Genomic DNA, 13,996 nt, shown 5'->3' on the forward strand with positions numbered 1-13,996 from the left:
TTAATTAACGAGTGGCTTTTTAAACGACAGTTTTGTCGAATGGCGGCGTTGGCCAGCGCATTGGTAGCGCCAAACGCCCCTCCAACTGCCGCGCCAGCTTCAGCACAAAGTGATCGGCAAAGCGCGGGCCAATCAATTGCACCCCGATAGGCATATCGCCACGGCTAAACCCTGCATTGAGCGAGATCGCAGGCTGCTCGCCCATATTCCAAGGCACGGTGTAAGCAATATGCTCAAAGGGTTGGCGCGGATCATTGGTAGGCGATGGCCACTCGGCCGGAAAGGCGATATTGGGCGTCGTGGGTGACATCACCGCATCGACCTTATCAAATACGGCTTCAGTGGCGCGACGCATCGCCATGGTCTGCTGAAAACCTTGCACTACGTCTACACCACTCAAGCGTGCGCCACCGTCGGCCCAGGCTAAAATGGCAGGCAGTACCTGCTCACGCTCTTCTGATGAGAGCTTTAACAACTCGCTCCACTGTCGGGCCTGCCAGAAGTGATCCAGCCCATCCAGCATTTCGCGAGTCAGCACTGGCGCCAGGGGCACTAGCGTTGCCCCGGCGGCTTCTAACTGCTTTGCGGCCTGTTCCACGTAGTGGCGAATCTCATCATCCAAAGGTAACCCGCAACCCGCCTCCATCATCACACCCACTCGCAAACCTTTAACGGCGAGCTCCAGATCCATCCAGTCAATCGTTTCCGGCGGCAGGCGCGTCGCATCGCGCCGATCCGTGCGGGCAAGCGCCGTCATCATTAACGCGGCATCCTCGACGCTACGAGTCATTGGCCCGGCACAACGGCCTACGTAATAAGGGTCTATCGGTACCCGGCCCAGCGTGGGCTTAAAACCGACAACGCCGCACCACGCCGCTGGGAGGCGAACCGAACCACCAATATCGGTGCCCACATGCAGTGGCCCTAGCCCCGCGGCAGCCGCAGCACCCGCCCCCGCACTTGAACCGCCGGTATTACAGGCTAAGTTCCAGGGGTTACGGGTTAAGCCATGAAACGACGAAAGGCCAGATGAGAGCATGCCAAAGTCAGGGCAGGTAGTTTTTGCCAACAGCAGGGCGTTGTCTTCTGATAGGCGCGCGGCTGGGGGAGCATCCTCAGTGGCAGCCGTCTGCTCACCCAGCCCGGTGCCTACCGGCACCGGCATTCCTTTCGTTGCAATCAACTCTTTAAGGGTGACCGGGACACCATCCAAAGCGCCGCTTGGCTCGCCTTTTGCCCAGCGTTGGGTAGACGCTTCTGCTGCTTGAATGAAGCCATCGGGCTGATAGGCATACAGCGCGTTAATGTGCGGCTCCCACCGGGCTACATGCTTAACCAAGGCATCCGCCACCTCATAAGGGGAAAACGTTTTAGCGCGGTAGCCATCGATTAATTGGGTGGCGGTGAGTTGGTGTAATTCAGGCATCACATTACCTTTTTGCTGTTGTTATCAGACTGTCGCTATCAATAACCTCAGCATGAACCCACATAGCGCACTCTGCTATTTCAATCTTGACTGCAACGTGTCCACTTTTTGTGTGCACTCTAGGCTTTCAAAATATTTCAGGAGGGCGAAATTGACAGTGTTTGTAGGGCACTTGCCAGTAATGAAAGGCACGCCTCGGTGGCAAAACTTCGCTGGCGATGACGATAAACGCAGAGATCAATTCGGGCGGCTTCCAGCTCCGATGGACGTAGAGGAACACTCACCAGCATGCCTAATTGGCACTCCCGAGCGACCGCCATCGGCGGCAATACCAGAACGCCTGCGCCGTTAAGGGCGAGTGCTTTTTGAGTTTCCAGCGAAGCGGTCTTGAAGGTAGGGATTAGGGTAATTCCTGCCCTGTGTGCTGCACGCTCCAGCGCCTGGCGAGCGCCATAGGATTCATCAGGCAGGATCAGCCGCTGCTCCGCCAAGGAGCGTAGACTCACCTCAGAAGTCGCGGCCAATGGATGACCTGGGGCCATGACGGCATGGTGGTCCAACTCGGCGCTGGCAAAAGGCACAATGTCATCATGGCGGGGCATAAAGAACGACAGGCCAATATCCGCATCGCCTCGGCGCAGTGCCTCCACCATTTGGCTGGCGCTAGCGATTCCGATATCAAAATTCAAATGAGGATAGCGCTGCCCCATCTTGGCTAACGCTGGGGCTAACAGGCCAGCCACAACGCCTTCCGCCACCTGCAAACTGACCCGGCCAGTACGTAACCCTTTAAGGTCGGCAATATGCTCCTGCACCCGTTCCAGGTCACGCAGGGTGCGCTGGGCCTGGGCGGCCAGCAGTTCCCCCGCTGCCGTTAGGCTAATGCCGTTGGGGCCGCGCTCGATGAGCGGTGCACCAAGCTGATGTTCCAGTAAATCGATCTGGCGGCTAATCGCCGTGGGGGCGATATGCAGCTGGGCAGCGGCTTGGCGCAGCGAACGACACCGGGCCACAGTATCGAAATAGCGTAATGCACGGCCACTAATCATAAAAGTCTCTTAATTGTGTGGCTTATCTAGTTGCCGCGCCATCACCGTAACGTGCTCTTTTCGATACTCAACGTCTTCCTCATCCTGCCAACCCAGCCGTCTATAAAGCGCCTGTTGATCAGGGGTGTAGAGATAGAAGCGCTCAAAGCCATGCGCAGCTGCTTCGGCTTCTACCCGGCGCACCAACGCAGAGGCAATACCCTGCCCCCGCCATTCAGGCACGACGAATACGGAGGCCAGCCAGGGGGTAAATTCGCGGCGAATACTCATATCATCCGCAATGAGGCTGGCGGTTCCCACAGGGGTTTCGCCTTGCATCGCCACAAAGATTGAAGGCACACCGCCCTGGCCACATTCGGCCTTCAAACGTTCAGTAGCCTGCTCTTGGGTAAGCCCTGGGTGTAAATGGCCCCAGGCTGAAAATGTCCAGCCCGCCACTAACGCAACATTTGGATCGTCAGCGCTGAGCCGCTGGAGGGTTATATCGCTTTGCATAAATAGCTTCCAGCCTTGTTTAGCACAAGCGAATACAGTAGCGATAAACAACGGGTAACGCTACGGTTCGTCAAACCAACGGCTGCCCCCACTTATCGCCATGCACCAGTTGACTTAATGGCAGACGGGCGCGCCAGCCCTTGGCTTCAAGCTCCGGCTGGTCTAAAAACTCGCTGACATAGCCAAGGCAGAGATACGCCAGCGGATAAACGTGTTCAGGCAGATTCAAGACAGCGCTTAGCTGCTCTTGGTCGAGAATACTCACCCAGCCCACCCCAATACCTTCGGCTCGTGCCGCCAGCCAGAGGTTTTGTACAGCAAGGCAGGTGCTAAACAGGTCGGTTTCTACAATGCTATTACGCCCCAGCACATGGGGACCTCCACGGCTGCGGTCGCAGGTAATGCAGAGATTGAGGGGACTATCCAGAATGCCCTGAAGCTTCAAACTACGGTAGTTCTCTTTACGCTCCCCTTCAAAACGCTCAGCGGCTTTTTGGTTTTCCTGCTCGAATATCCCAAGCACCGACGCCCTCACCTCGCGGCTTTCAATCACGATAAAGTCCCAGGGCTGCATAAAGCCAACCGATGGCGCATGGTGGGCCGCCTCAATCAGGCGCGCCAGCACCTCAGGTGCAATAGGATCGGGCAAGAACTGCGAGCGCACATCGCGCCGTTCGTGTATCGCGCGGTAAAGTCCGCGCCGCTCGGCATCGGAAAAGCGGTGATTCGTTGTGGTCATCGTTACGGCTAGGCCTATTGTACAGCGTGAATGTCGATGTGCCCTCACCCAGAGACTTGTGCATTTCCAAGTTGAGCGGCAGTAGCAAAGTAGTCCCGGAACTGTGGCGTGTTAAGTGATGATGAATGCCAAGTGGCATCTGCTTTATATGCTTTAAAGCCCCAGCTCACAAATGGTTCAAGCCAGGGCGGCAACATAGACAAACACTCAGTTGGACACAGGCTGCATTTGCTTGGCCAACTCATCGTCCAGTTCATTGGCGCGTTTGGCCGCTGGTCTGCTTTCCATACGCGCTATGTATTGCTTGAATACCTCATTTGGCGGGATATTCTTTTGCATCGTTTCCCACCAGAGATAACTACTGACCAGCACATCCGCTGCCGTGAAGTGATCACCGCAAATATAGCTTCCCCGGGTCAATTCCTTTTCTAGCGTGTTAAGGACGTCTTCCAAACGGCCACAGCCAACAGCCTGTGCATTGCTGCTATCAATTTTCCAGTCATAAGCCTGTGCACTGGTAGCCATTTCAAAAGGCCCTGCCATGAAAAACAGCCATCGAAAGTAAACACCCCGTTCGGGGGATTTCGGCGGTGGCGACAGCTCTTTATCTGGAAACTGATCCGCCAAGTAGGCACAGATAGCCGCCACTTCGGTCACGATGGTATTGCCATGTTTGATGGCGGGGACCTTGCCCATGGGGTTAATGGCCAGGTAATCCGGCGTTTTCATCTCTGGGCCAAATTCTCGGCTTTCTACCGAGTAGGGAATGCCAACCTCTTCCAACATCCAACGAACCACGCGTCCACGGGACATGGGGTGAGTGTAAAACGTAAGTTCCGACATACTGCCCTCCTTTTTTCCGTCTACTCTCAAGTTATGTGAAGTACTACGAAATTAGCTTAGTTTGTAAATAGGTAAGAATCCGTCCTAAATAAACATAACAATGCTCTTTTTCTTTAAAACCTCACATACGGGGCCGGGAGGATGGATATGACAGGTTCGAAACATGCGTAGTTGCTCTATTCGAGCTGCAGCAGGTTTCTGGCCAGTTGGGTGGCGCCGAACTGGCCGAGTTAAGGATGCTCTACGAAAGCACGCCGACCAATTTACTAGCAAGTTGCGAGTATTCATCCCCATGTACAACACACAACTCATAACACTGTATTGTCGATAGGATGGAGTGAATCCATGACAGGGTTTAGATCTCTCAGGTGCTAGGCTGTGGAGCAAACAAGCATGAACACACTGATACCCATATGCAATCTTCACTAAAACGGCCTCATCGCCTTGCAAGAGCAACGCTGGCCCCGCGTGCTTTCGCTTTTTGCCATACCTTCGGTCTCACCGTATGGATTGCCGTGGTAGAAGGAAGCGGTTGGATGCTTATTTTGCCGGGTCTATTGCTGCTGCTATGGCCTGGTTTGGCATATCTCCACACGGCAAGTGTTCAAAACTCGAAACGCGCCGAGTTCAGAAACCTACTCTTCGACAGCCTCCTGTTTGGCACCTGGTGCAGCGTGCTGGACTTTTACGTACTGGCGACCATCACTATTGGGCTTGCCTGCTTAATGAACAACATGATGGTAGGTGGGCCTCGCCGGGTGGTACTGTCCTTTGCCTTATTCGCTAGTGCTGCTATGGGTTGGAGCGCCTTGACGGGGTTCCATTTTCGCCCCTATGTGAGCATGAACCTTGATATCTACCAAGGGGCTGGCGCAGTGGTTTATTTTCTGACGATCGGTCGCGTGATGTACAGCCAGAACCGCCAGATTGGGCGCAATATTGGCGACATCAAGTTTCAGAACCGCGCCTTTCATTGCCTGCTTGAGCTGGGAGTAATCGCCAATCGCGCCAACAATATTCACACGCTTCTGGATGATTCATTAAATCACCTGCATGCCAATTTCCCCGAGTATGGCTTTGCCGTTTTTCTACAGGAGCAGCAACGCCCTGAAGTAACACGCTACACCGCTGTAGCGGGTCTTAGCCTACACGATGAGCGCCACCTCAGCAGTCTATTGACCAGCCTACCTGAGCAAGATGGAAACACCATCAAGCTACGCGAAAAAAGTGAAGGTGAGCAGCTGTACGCCACCTCCATGGGTGGCCGGCTAAGTCTATACGAAGGTTGGCTGGTCGTGCGGGCGCCAAAGCTAGATGCCGCTCTGGAGCAAATGTTGACCCTATTCGTTGACCAATTAGCAGCGGCCACCGAAAACAAGCTCCTGCATCTGGCGTTGAAGGAAACGGCGGAACGCGACGGGCTAACCGGCCTTTACAATCGAGGCTTCTTCGAATCGACACTTCAACTGAGTATTCAAGGCAAAACGCAGACGCCGAGCCTGGACTTTGCCTTGCTAATGATGGATGTCGACGGACTTAAGGAAGTGAATGACCGCCATGGGCATGTTGCGGGCGATCAGCTCATCACCTCGGTTGCTGAGCGCTTGCAAACTCACTGCCGATCTGGCGATATTCTAGCGCGCTACGGCGGCGACGAGTTCGTCGTCTTGTTTCCTTTTGCAGACCTGTCGGCAGCTAAGCGCCTAGTCGACTTGATCAGGACACACCTTGAAGGTCAACAATGCAGTATTACCACCGCGACTGGCGAACGTAAAAAGCTAGCGCTTCATTTGAGTTTAGGCTGCGCCAGCTCCACCGAAGTGGCCGCTCAGGAAGTGTTCACCCTGGCAGACGAGCGCATGTACGATGACAAGAGCCAACGCCGTAGGGAAACTGATCTATAAACATGCTTGTACAGCTCGATAAAGGCCACCTTGCTCAGCATCAAACATCGGCTCAGCCTAATCGCCATCGCAGCGGGTTTATCTGGCTTAGCACGCCTTCGCTGTCCCAGTCATTCCACCCCGCAAAGGGGATCGGATACTCGGCATCCAAGCCCACCAAGCGAGACACCCAGGCCTCTTTGCATGCTTCCAGATGCCCAATCATCGCAGCATCATCTTGATAGCGAATGCCGCCGCCCTGAATGCCGTAGCTTACCTGAGGCGCCAGCACGTTAAAGCCAACGTAGTACAATGATGCGTGCATGGGCCATAGCCAGTGCACCATATTGCCAGCGCGGCCAAAGGGCTGAAAGGTCGTCTCCGGTGACCCAGTGGTTACCGACAATATGGCGCGCTTGCCGCGATAATAACCTTGATCGTAACGCATCCGACTTGTGTAGCGCCCGCCATACACCAATACCCGATCAAACCACCCCTTCAAAATAGCGGGCTGGGCGTGCCACCATAAAGGAAACTGAAAGATCACCAAGTCAGCCCACTCCAGCCGCGCCAACTCCCGCTGAACATCCTGCGGTAATGCGTTTTGCTGGTAGTGAGCACGCTGTTCATTAAGGGGGTAAAAGTAGTCCGCATCAACGGCTCTATGCTGATAAAGCTCGGCGCGCTCCACCGGATCAAACTGCTCAACATAGAGATCATCCACCTCGACTTTATGGCCCCCGTCCTCTAACTGTTTTACCGCCACATCCACCAAGCCGCCATTAAACGACTTGCGTTCAGGATGAGCCAAAACGATCAATATATTCATACTGCGCCTCCCCTGTTGATTGGTTCGACGACAGACTAACCTGTTCATTTACGCACAAACATTGGCAATCTATGAAAGCCATGCTTGCATATATGAACAGTAGATAAGATGGGATGATATACAAATTGTGCTAGCGATTGCCGAGGTGGGTTTGCTATTCAGCGCCACCAGAGCGCTGCATATCAGCCATGCGACTGTCTTTAGATGTTTAAACGAGATGGAGCGATGGCTGGGGGTGACGCTTTTAAATAGTGGCTGGCTTGCCAGCTACGTCGCACCTCACTACTGCTCCAGGCCCGCCAGGAACTGCCTAAGCAAATCATCAAGTTGCTCCCGCTGCTCTTTACTCAGACCACTTACCAACTGCGTCTGGGTTTTCACGTGGGCAGCCACGGCTTCCTCGATTAACGCGAATCCACGTTGGGAAAGAGAAATCAGAAAACCACGCCCATCATCGGGATTTTTGACCCGTTCAATCAACCCCGCCTTTTCTAGTTGATTGATACGGTGAGTCATAGTGCCCGAGGTCACCATGGTGGATGCCATCAAGTTACCCGGCGATAGCGCATAGGGTTCTCCCTCTCTACGCAGGGTGGCCAGAACGTCAAAGCTGCTGTCCGTGAGGCCGTATTCCGCCCAGGTCTTCTCCATTGAGCGCATTAAGGTGTGGTTCAGCCGTTTGACCCGCCCGATGGTGCCCATCGGCGCAACGTCAAGGTCGGGCCTCTCCTGCTGCCACTGTTTGAGAATATTGGCTACATGATCCATAGCACTATTTTGCGCCTAATTAGTTTGACGTCAAGATTAATCGCGCATATCTTGATGTCAAGATACCTTCAGAAACGGTACGAATGAGAACTTCGCCAATGACGTTATCAAGCACTGCCCGCACAACGTACTCACGCAAAAGAGCCTGGCTTGCCCCACTGGTGTACCTACTAGCCGGTGGCGCCTTGCTGGGTCTATCGACTAATTTGGCGAAACTTGCCGGTGATATTCAGCTATCAGCGCTCGCTTTTCTGTTCTGGTCGATTTCAGGGGCGGCGCTTATTTTGTTGGCTATCTCGGCCTTGCGCCACAATCTACCGCCAGTTAACGGTCGCACCATTGAGTATTACGCTGTTTCCGGGCTGCTTGGCGTCGCGGGTGCCAACCTACTGTTTTTCTCAGCCGTTCCCCATGTGGGAGCTGGGTTCGTTGCATTAATCATTACCCTGCCACCGCTCCTCACCTACGTTGGCGCACTAGCGTTAAAAATGGAGCGGTTTCAGGTATTGCGTGCAACGGGGGTAATATCAGCCCTGGCAGGAGCTGTCACCCTAGCCTTCCATAAGCTTTCCGCGCCGGATGCCAATTATCTCTGGATTTTCCTTGCCTTAATCGGCCCCGTTCTGCTGGCCATCGGTAATCTTTACAGAACCTTGCGCTGGCCAGAAGGCGTCTCCAGCGATGCGCTGGCGCCAGGCATGCTCATCGCCGCTGCCGTTATTCTACTCAGCGTGGGCTTCCTGCCGGGCTTCTCTTTGAGCGTTCCGGCAGACCACTACCTGCCGTTCTTGTTGATTGGCCTTCAAGCGGTGGTCTTCGCTGGCCAGTTTTTACTGCTCTTCCTGCTACAGAAAAGCGGCGGCCCGGTGTTTCTCAGCCTACTGGGTTCCGTCGGCGCAGTGGTAGGCGTTCCTGTCGCCATACTGTTGCAAGGAGAAGCCGCTCCCGAGGGCTTACTACTTGGCACCCTGTTAATTGGTGCCGGTATTACCCTGCTCAATATTGGCAAAGCCAAACCGTTTTCCAGGAAACCAATCAAAGCGATGGAGTAAAGCCCGTGGCATTTAACGCAACTAGCCGAGTTAGCAAAAGCAGTATTGGCCTACTAATGGGCTAGCGTAAAGGAGCTCTATAGCAGCATTAATCGGTGTCATTTTTATCACTAAAAATGCGCCGCTCCATATAGTGAGTTCCGCCTTCGGTTTTACGAACGCGAAAACCCATACGCTCATATAGCGCTGTTGCAGGGTTGATACAAAACACACGTAGCCGAAGCAAGTGAATGCCGGCATGCTGGGCGATTTCCTCTGCGTAGCGGATTGCCGCTGTACCTAAGCCATGCCGCTGCCACTTATGATCAATTTGTAGCTCACGAATATAGCAGGCATTTTCATCGTGGTTGATGCATAGCAGCCCCACTCGTGACGCGTTTATGACCAACTCGTAGCTGTCTAACTCACCCCACTGTTTATCAAACAAAGCTGTATCCCAGCGCATATCCAGTTGCTTGTAGTAGGCTGACATATTTTGAATAATGATATTTTCCGCGAACGCCTTGTCGTTAGTGGGCCGAATGATAGGCGTCATATTTCGATTCCTAGTGCCGCTTTCACGAGCCTGTAGCAAGAAGTACGTTGTTGGCTCGGGCTATTTCATACTGATTAAATACTTGCACACCATGTTCGCGGAGCAGTGCGGCTGTCACTCCCATACCGGGTACTTTTTCACCAGAGAAACTGCCGTCATAAATAGTGGAGCTTCCACATGAAGGACTGAACTCAGCAAGCACTGCGATATTGATATCAAATTTATGACACAGATCCAAAGCGATAGAGGCACCCGCTAAAAAATCATTGGTTACCTTGGCTCCGCCTTTTTCGATAACATCGACCTCTCCATTTAATACGCTCTCACCGCTGCCATTGAAAATCTCTGCGGGTAGTCTGGGAATGCTCATCCCTGCCTCAACTTCAGGGCAGACAGAAACAATTCGACCTTCCGAACGCCACCGCTCAACGATCTGATCGACCACAGTAAGGGCGCCACCATCATAGCGAACCTTTTTACCCAAGAGGCAGGCGCTGATTAATACTTTTCTCAAATCACCAATATCCAAACGGTGGTAAAACCAAGACTTAGACTTCAACTGAAACGATCTGGGTAGGAGAGATCGTCTTGTCAGCCATTTAACTTTAGCGGCTTTCGGAAATACACTCAATTAAACCCCACTTAGCACTACAGCTAATCTTTATTTACCGCAATAATTTGGCTTGCAACGTCAGCATGCATCGGTGCGGGCTCACAGCCGATACGCTGGATGTACTTTGCAAAGGCCAACTGCGCGCAGGACTGAATATCTGTCAAATCGGTTGCGAGTGCTGGGTGGATATCGACTGAAGCCATACTTAAAAGACCCGATGACAATTAATGGTGATGGCGGAATTAAAGCGTCTCACCGTCATAGTTCAAAGATATGTTTCAGCGGCTCCATCTGCTGATGGAGTATCCTAATAATGAAAATATCTTGCTCGCGTTGCCGGTAAAAAATGACATGTCGTTGGTGATCATGGCGGCGTATCCCATCGGCGATTTCTGGGCACTCATAACCCATTAGCGGAGAACCAGACAGAAGACGAAAGGCGCTCTCAAGGTTATCAGTGTAAGCATCGGCTTGAAGTGCGCCGAAGTTAAGCAAGGTATATTCGTAGATGGAGGCAAAATCTTCTGCCGCAAGGTTGGACAGCTTATACATCGTGTTTCTGTTTTATCTGGGCGGCTATATCGTGCAAAGACAAATCGCTCTCCCCGCTCCGTTCACCGGCTTCAACAGCACTTCTCAACGCGGCCGTTTGGTTTTCCTGGCGTTCAAGCAGCCTCAAGGCTGAACGCACGACTTCACTGGTTGAACCGTAACGACCAGACGCAATCAATTTCCCAACAAAGTCGTCTAGTGGTGCACCGATAGTAACGCTCGTTGTTCTGGATGATGATCTGGGCATGATCTGAACCTTGTGTTAATAGTTAACACAAAGCATAGCATCCTTGGTTACTCCTGCAAGGGGCCACGACCTGGATACGGCAAGCCTACGGCTTCTCATTATAACCAACTTGAGGGAGCCCCTACCCCAACTGAAACGGATAAACAGACCCGATCTTTAACAGCTGGGTGAGTTCATCCAGTGCTGTCAGCGACTCTTCTGCGAGCTGTGGATCTTTGAGGTCGTCCACAGCAAGGCGGTCACGATAGTGGCGCTCCACCCATGCGGTCAGCTCATCATAAAGCGCATCGGTGAGCAGCACACGGCCGGTTAGCGCTGCTCGCTCTGTCTCGGAAAGAACCACGCGCAGTCGCAGGCAGGCGGGGCCGCCGCCGTTACGCATGCTCTGCTTGACGTCCTTGACGATCACCTCACTGATCGGATTATTACCCGCCAGCAGCGAATCCTGGATGGTGCGCCATACCGCTTCACGCTCCTGGCATTCGCCGGGCACCACCAGGGTCATGGTGCCATCCGGGTTGGAGAGCAGCTGCGAGTTGAACAGATACGACGCCACGGCGTCTTCCATGCTGACTGCCTCAACCGGCACCCGCACGGGAATCAACGGTGTGGCCATTTTGGCGCGTAGCTCGTCCAGGGTGCGTTCTTCGTCCAGGAAGGCCATTTCGTGGTAAAGCAGCACGGGGCCGTTGCCCACGGCGATGACGTCGTTGTGGAAAACGCCAGCGTCGATGGCATCCGGATGCTGCTGGGCAAACACCGTTTGCGCCTCCGTCAGCCCATGCTGGCGCGCGACCGCCTGGCTGGCTTCCAGGGTCTGGCGGGCGGGATAGCGCTTGGGTTCGCGCTCGCCGCTACGCACGTCGCCGAACGCCTGGCGGCCATACACGAACAGATGGACGCCGGGTTCGCCGTGCTCGCCGCATAGGCGGGTATGGTTGGCCGCGCCTTCGTCAGCAAAGGCGGGAGTGGCGGGCAGTACCGGGTGGTGCGCGAAGTGCTTTTCGTCGCAGAAAATCGCCTGGAGCACGCGGCCGGTGGTTTGCGGTTCTAAATAGCGGTGAAAGCTGGACTGAAGATTGGCTGGCGTAAAATGCACCCGGCCGTCCGTCGCGTCCAGGCTGGGCGTCATCGTACCCGCGTTAGCCGTCCACATGCTGGACGCCGAGCAGACCGCGCGCAGCAGTTGCGGCGCCTCTTTGGCAGCACGGGCCAGCACCTCACGGTTGCTGCCGCTAAAGCCCAGATCACGTAGCGCGCCAATGTCCGGCCGCTGCTGGGGAGGCAGTACGCCCTGGGCGTAGCCTGCGTCCATCAGCGACTTCATTTTTAAAAGCCCCTGAAGCGCGCCTTCCTTGGGATTGGACACCAGGCCGCCGTGGCTCATCGAGGCCACGTTACCCACGGCCAGGCCCGAATAGTTATGGGTCGGGCCGACCAGACCGTCGAAATTGACTTCCTGGACGTTGCGGATGGCCGCCGTGTTCATAGGTTGACCCCCGGTGGCAGAGTGTCGGGCATTTCCAGGCTGTCGGCTTCCATGGAGGCCACCGGGTAGGCGCAGTAATCCGCCGCGTAGTAGGCGCTGGGGCGATGGTTGCCACTGTCGCCCACGCCGCCGAAGGGCGCATCGCCGGACGCGCCGGTGGTCTGGCGGTTCCAGTTGACGATCCCGGCGCGAATGCGCAGCAGGAAGTCGTCCCAATCGGCCTGCTCGCCACCGATCAGCCCGGCGGAAAGCCCGTAGCGGGTGTCGTTGGCAAGCCGTAGCGCTTCGTCCCAATCGCCGTAGCGGTGGATCTTGAGCAGCGGGCCAAAGTGCTCCTCGTCGGGCACGTCCAGTCCCGTCACGTCGATCAGCGCGGGGCTCAGCAGGCTGGTATTGTCTTGCAGGCGCCGCATGCGATTGATCACCGTGCCACCCATGGTTTCCAATGCCTCCTGTGCCTTGAGCAGCCCATCCGCCGCCGCCACGCTGACCAGCCCGCCATAGAAAGGCGCGGGGGCTTCCTCGAACTGACCGGCCACGTGCAGCTTGGCAATGGCGTCGGACAGCGCGTCGATCAAACGATCGCCGACCTCGCCCTGGGGCACCATCAAACGCCGTGCGCAGGTGCAGCGCTGGCCGCCGGAGAGAAAGGCCGACTGCAGAATGGCCAACACCGCGGCGCGCTCGTCATCGACATCTTTGACCACCAACGGGTTGTTGCCGCCCAGCTCCAGCGCCAGAATTTTGTCCAACTGCCCGGCAAACTGCTGGTGGAGCATGCCGCCCACCTTGGCGCTGCCGGTAAACAGCAGACCATCGATATCCGGATTACCCGCCAGCGCCTGCCCCACCGCGACGCCGCCCTGCACAAGGTTGATCACCCCGGCAGGCAGCCCGGCTTCGAGCCAGCACTGCAGGGTTAGATCGGCAGTCAGCGGCGTCTGGTCACTGGGTTTGAAGACCACGGTGTTCCCCGCCAGCAGTGCCGGCACCATGTGGCCGTTGGGCAGGTGGCCGGGGAAGTTGTAGGGGCCAAACACCGCCATCACGCCGTGGGGACGGTGACGCAGCACGGCCTTTGCACTGCCTACCTCTTTTTCGCGCTCGCCGGTGCGCTCGTGATAGGCCTTCAAGGAAAGCGCCACTTTACCGATCATCGCCCCCGCTTCGGTGCGTGCTTCCCAGAGCGGCTTGCCGGTCTCGGAGGCAATCGCCACGGCCAGATCTTCGCGGCGGGCGGTCAGCACCTCGACAAACCGCTCGACCAGCGCCTGGCGTTCGGCAAACGGCGTGCGCGCCCAGCCGGGGAAGGCGCCGCGGGCCGCGTTCACCGCGGCGGCGACCTGCTCGCTCGAAGCCTCGGCGCCCTGCCATAGCAGCGACGCGGAAACCGGGTCGCGCTTGGTCAGCGTATCGGCTTCGCCCGCTACCCAGGCGCCGTTGATCAGTTGCTGCTGTTGGGCGTGCATGGTTGTC

16 protein-coding genes and 1 pseudogene are annotated in these 13,996 nt (G+C 55.5%); 3 read left to right on the plus strand and 14 right to left on the minus strand.

Annotated elements, in window-relative coordinates; all coding sequences use genetic code 11:
• Positions 1-19 precede the first annotated feature (19 nt).
• The 5 genes from GA0071314_RS13625 to GA0071314_RS13645 all read right to left on the minus strand — a co-directional run bounded on the left by GA0071314_RS13625 (position 20) and on the right by GA0071314_RS13645 (position 4,552).
• Complete coding sequence (locus GA0071314_RS13625) at positions 20-1,426, minus strand: amidase (RefSeq protein ID WP_074397156.1); 1,407 nt, start codon at positions 1,424-1,426, stop codon at positions 20-22.
• 137 nt (positions 1,427-1,563) lie between these two features.
• Positions 1,564-2,475 (minus strand): LysR family transcriptional regulator, encoded by a 912-nt coding sequence (locus tag GA0071314_RS13630; protein WP_074397157.1) that lies wholly within the window; start codon positions 2,473-2,475, stop codon positions 1,564-1,566.
• A 9-nt stretch (positions 2,476-2,484) separates the two neighbouring features.
• Positions 2,485-2,970, minus strand: a complete 486-nt coding sequence (locus GA0071314_RS13635; protein ID WP_074397158.1) for a GNAT family N-acetyltransferase — start codon at positions 2,968-2,970, stop codon at positions 2,485-2,487.
• A gap of 70 nt (positions 2,971-3,040) precedes the next feature.
• Positions 3,041-3,709 carry a 5,6-dimethylbenzimidazole synthase gene (bluB, locus tag GA0071314_RS13640; protein ID WP_074397159.1) on the minus strand — a complete coding sequence of 223 codons (669 nt, stop codon included), beginning with the start codon at positions 3,707-3,709 and terminating at the stop codon, positions 3,041-3,043.
• Between the two features lie 207 nt (positions 3,710-3,916).
• The gene (locus tag GA0071314_RS13645) at positions 3,917-4,552 is read right to left on the minus strand and encodes a glutathione S-transferase family protein (protein WP_074397160.1); all 636 of its coding nucleotides are present in this window, start codon (positions 4,550-4,552) and stop codon (positions 3,917-3,919) included.
• Between the two features lie 413 nt (positions 4,553-4,965).
• Between GA0071314_RS13645 and GA0071314_RS13650 the strand changes: the two genes are divergently transcribed.
• Entirely contained in the window at positions 4,966-6,456 is a 1,491-nt protein-coding gene (locus tag GA0071314_RS13650) for a sensor domain-containing diguanylate cyclase (RefSeq protein WP_074397161.1), read from the plus strand.
• 52 nt (positions 6,457-6,508) lie between these two features.
• Here the strand turns inward: GA0071314_RS13650 and GA0071314_RS13655 are convergent, their stop codons facing one another.
• Positions 6,509-7,312: an NAD(P)H-dependent oxidoreductase gene (locus GA0071314_RS13655; RefSeq protein ID WP_442905892.1), complete on the minus strand. Its 804-nt coding sequence runs from the start codon at positions 7,310-7,312 to the stop codon at positions 6,509-6,511.
• A 70-nt stretch (positions 7,313-7,382) separates the two neighbouring features.
• On the opposite strand from GA0071314_RS13655, the pseudogene GA0071314_RS19900 reads away from it, so the two are divergent.
• A pseudogene (locus GA0071314_RS19900) lies at positions 7,383-7,502 on the plus strand (helix-turn-helix domain-containing protein); the annotation flags it as partial.
• A gap of 44 nt (positions 7,503-7,546) precedes the next feature.
• On the opposite strand, the gene GA0071314_RS13665 reads toward GA0071314_RS19900, so the two are convergent.
• Positions 7,547-8,032 (minus strand): MarR family winged helix-turn-helix transcriptional regulator, encoded by a 486-nt coding sequence (locus tag GA0071314_RS13665; protein WP_074397163.1) that lies wholly within the window; start codon positions 8,030-8,032, stop codon positions 7,547-7,549.
• A gap of 98 nt (positions 8,033-8,130) precedes the next feature.
• On the opposite strand from GA0071314_RS13665, the gene GA0071314_RS13670 reads away from it, so the two are divergent.
• Positions 8,131-9,084, plus strand: a complete 954-nt coding sequence (locus tag GA0071314_RS13670; protein ID WP_074397164.1) for a DMT family transporter — start codon at positions 8,131-8,133, stop codon at positions 9,082-9,084.
• An 88-nt stretch (positions 9,085-9,172) separates the two neighbouring features.
• On the opposite strand, the gene GA0071314_RS13675 is transcribed toward GA0071314_RS13670, so the two are convergent.
• The 7 genes from GA0071314_RS13675 to astD all read right to left on the minus strand — a co-directional run bounded on the left by GA0071314_RS13675 (position 9,173) and on the right by astD (position 13,989).
• Positions 9,173-9,619 (minus strand): GNAT family N-acetyltransferase, encoded by a 447-nt coding sequence (locus tag GA0071314_RS13675; protein WP_074397165.1) that lies wholly within the window; start codon positions 9,617-9,619, stop codon positions 9,173-9,175.
• A gap of 22 nt (positions 9,620-9,641) precedes the next feature.
• Complete coding sequence (locus GA0071314_RS13680) at positions 9,642-10,148, minus strand: DUF523 domain-containing protein (RefSeq protein ID WP_074397166.1); 507 nt, start codon at positions 10,146-10,148, stop codon at positions 9,642-9,644.
• Between the two features lie 125 nt (positions 10,149-10,273).
• Positions 10,274-10,435 carry a hypothetical protein gene (locus GA0071314_RS19525; protein WP_156524120.1) on the minus strand — a complete coding sequence of 54 codons (162 nt, stop codon included), beginning with the start codon at positions 10,433-10,435 and terminating at the stop codon, positions 10,274-10,276.
• Between the two features lie 55 nt (positions 10,436-10,490).
• Entirely contained in the window at positions 10,491-10,784 is a 294-nt protein-coding gene (locus GA0071314_RS13685) for a type II toxin-antitoxin system RelE/ParE family toxin (RefSeq protein WP_074397167.1), read from the minus strand.
• Positions 10,777-11,031 (minus strand): type II toxin-antitoxin system ParD family antitoxin, encoded by a 255-nt coding sequence (locus tag GA0071314_RS13690; RefSeq protein ID WP_074397168.1) that lies wholly within the window; start codon positions 11,029-11,031, stop codon positions 10,777-10,779. The genes GA0071314_RS13685 and GA0071314_RS13690 overlap by 8 nt, the downstream gene beginning before the upstream one ends.
• Positions 11,032-11,152: 121 nt before the next feature.
• Positions 11,153-12,520, minus strand: coding sequence for an N-succinylarginine dihydrolase (gene astB, locus GA0071314_RS13695; RefSeq protein WP_074397169.1), 1,368 nt, complete (start codon positions 12,518-12,520; stop codon positions 11,153-11,155).
• Positions 12,517-13,989 carry a succinylglutamate-semialdehyde dehydrogenase gene (astD, locus tag GA0071314_RS13700; RefSeq protein WP_074397170.1) on the minus strand — a complete coding sequence of 491 codons (1,473 nt, stop codon included), beginning with the start codon at positions 13,987-13,989 and terminating at the stop codon, positions 12,517-12,519. Before astD ends, astB begins: the two co-directional genes overlap by 4 nt.
• Between the last annotated feature and the right edge of the window lie 7 nt (positions 13,990-13,996).

The organism is Halomonas sp. HL-93 (assembly GCF_900086985.1).
In the GTDB taxonomy this organism is placed as follows: domain Bacteria; phylum Pseudomonadota; class Gammaproteobacteria; order Pseudomonadales; family Halomonadaceae; genus Vreelandella.

Coding starts and splice junctions, on each gene's coding strand:
- GA0071314_RS13625 (WP_074397156.1), bottom strand. CDS start 1,426: ATGCCTGAATTACACCAACTCACCGCCACCCAATTAATCGATGGCTAC.
- GA0071314_RS13630 (WP_074397157.1), bottom strand. CDS start 2,475: ATGATTAGTGGCCGTGCATTACGCTATTTCGATACTGTGGCCCGGTGT.
- GA0071314_RS13635 (WP_074397158.1), bottom strand. CDS start 2,970: ATGCAAAGCGATATAACCCTCCAGCGGCTCAGCGCTGACGATCCAAAT.
- bluB (WP_074397159.1), bottom strand. CDS start 3,709: ATGACCACAACGAATCACCGCTTTTCCGATGCCGAGCGGCGCGGACTT.
- GA0071314_RS13645 (WP_074397160.1), bottom strand. CDS start 4,552: ATGTCGGAACTTACGTTTTACACTCACCCCATGTCCCGTGGACGCGTG.
- GA0071314_RS13650 (WP_074397161.1), top strand. CDS start 4,966: ATGCAATCTTCACTAAAACGGCCTCATCGCCTTGCAAGAGCAACGCTG.
- GA0071314_RS13655 (WP_442905892.1), bottom strand. CDS start 7,312: ATGAACAGGTTAGTCTGTCGTCGAACCAATCAACAGGGGAGGCGCAGT.
- GA0071314_RS13665 (WP_074397163.1), bottom strand. CDS start 8,032: ATGGATCATGTAGCCAATATTCTCAAACAGTGGCAGCAGGAGAGGCCC.
- GA0071314_RS13670 (WP_074397164.1), top strand. CDS start 8,131: ATGACGTTATCAAGCACTGCCCGCACAACGTACTCACGCAAAAGAGCC.
- GA0071314_RS13675 (WP_074397165.1), bottom strand. CDS start 9,619: ATGACGCCTATCATTCGGCCCACTAACGACAAGGCGTTCGCGGAAAAT.
- GA0071314_RS19525 (WP_156524120.1), bottom strand. CDS start 10,435: ATGGCTTCAGTCGATATCCACCCAGCACTCGCAACCGATTTGACAGAT.
- GA0071314_RS13685 (WP_074397167.1), bottom strand. CDS start 10,784: ATGTATAAGCTGTCCAACCTTGCGGCAGAAGATTTTGCCTCCATCTAC.
- GA0071314_RS13690 (WP_074397168.1), bottom strand. CDS start 11,031: ATGCCCAGATCATCATCCAGAACAACGAGCGTTACTATCGGTGCACCA.
- astB (WP_074397169.1), bottom strand. CDS start 12,520: ATGAACACGGCGGCCATCCGCAACGTCCAGGAAGTCAATTTCGACGGT.
- astD (WP_074397170.1), bottom strand. CDS start 13,989: ATGCACGCCCAACAGCAGCAACTGATCAACGGCGCCTGGGTAGCGGGC.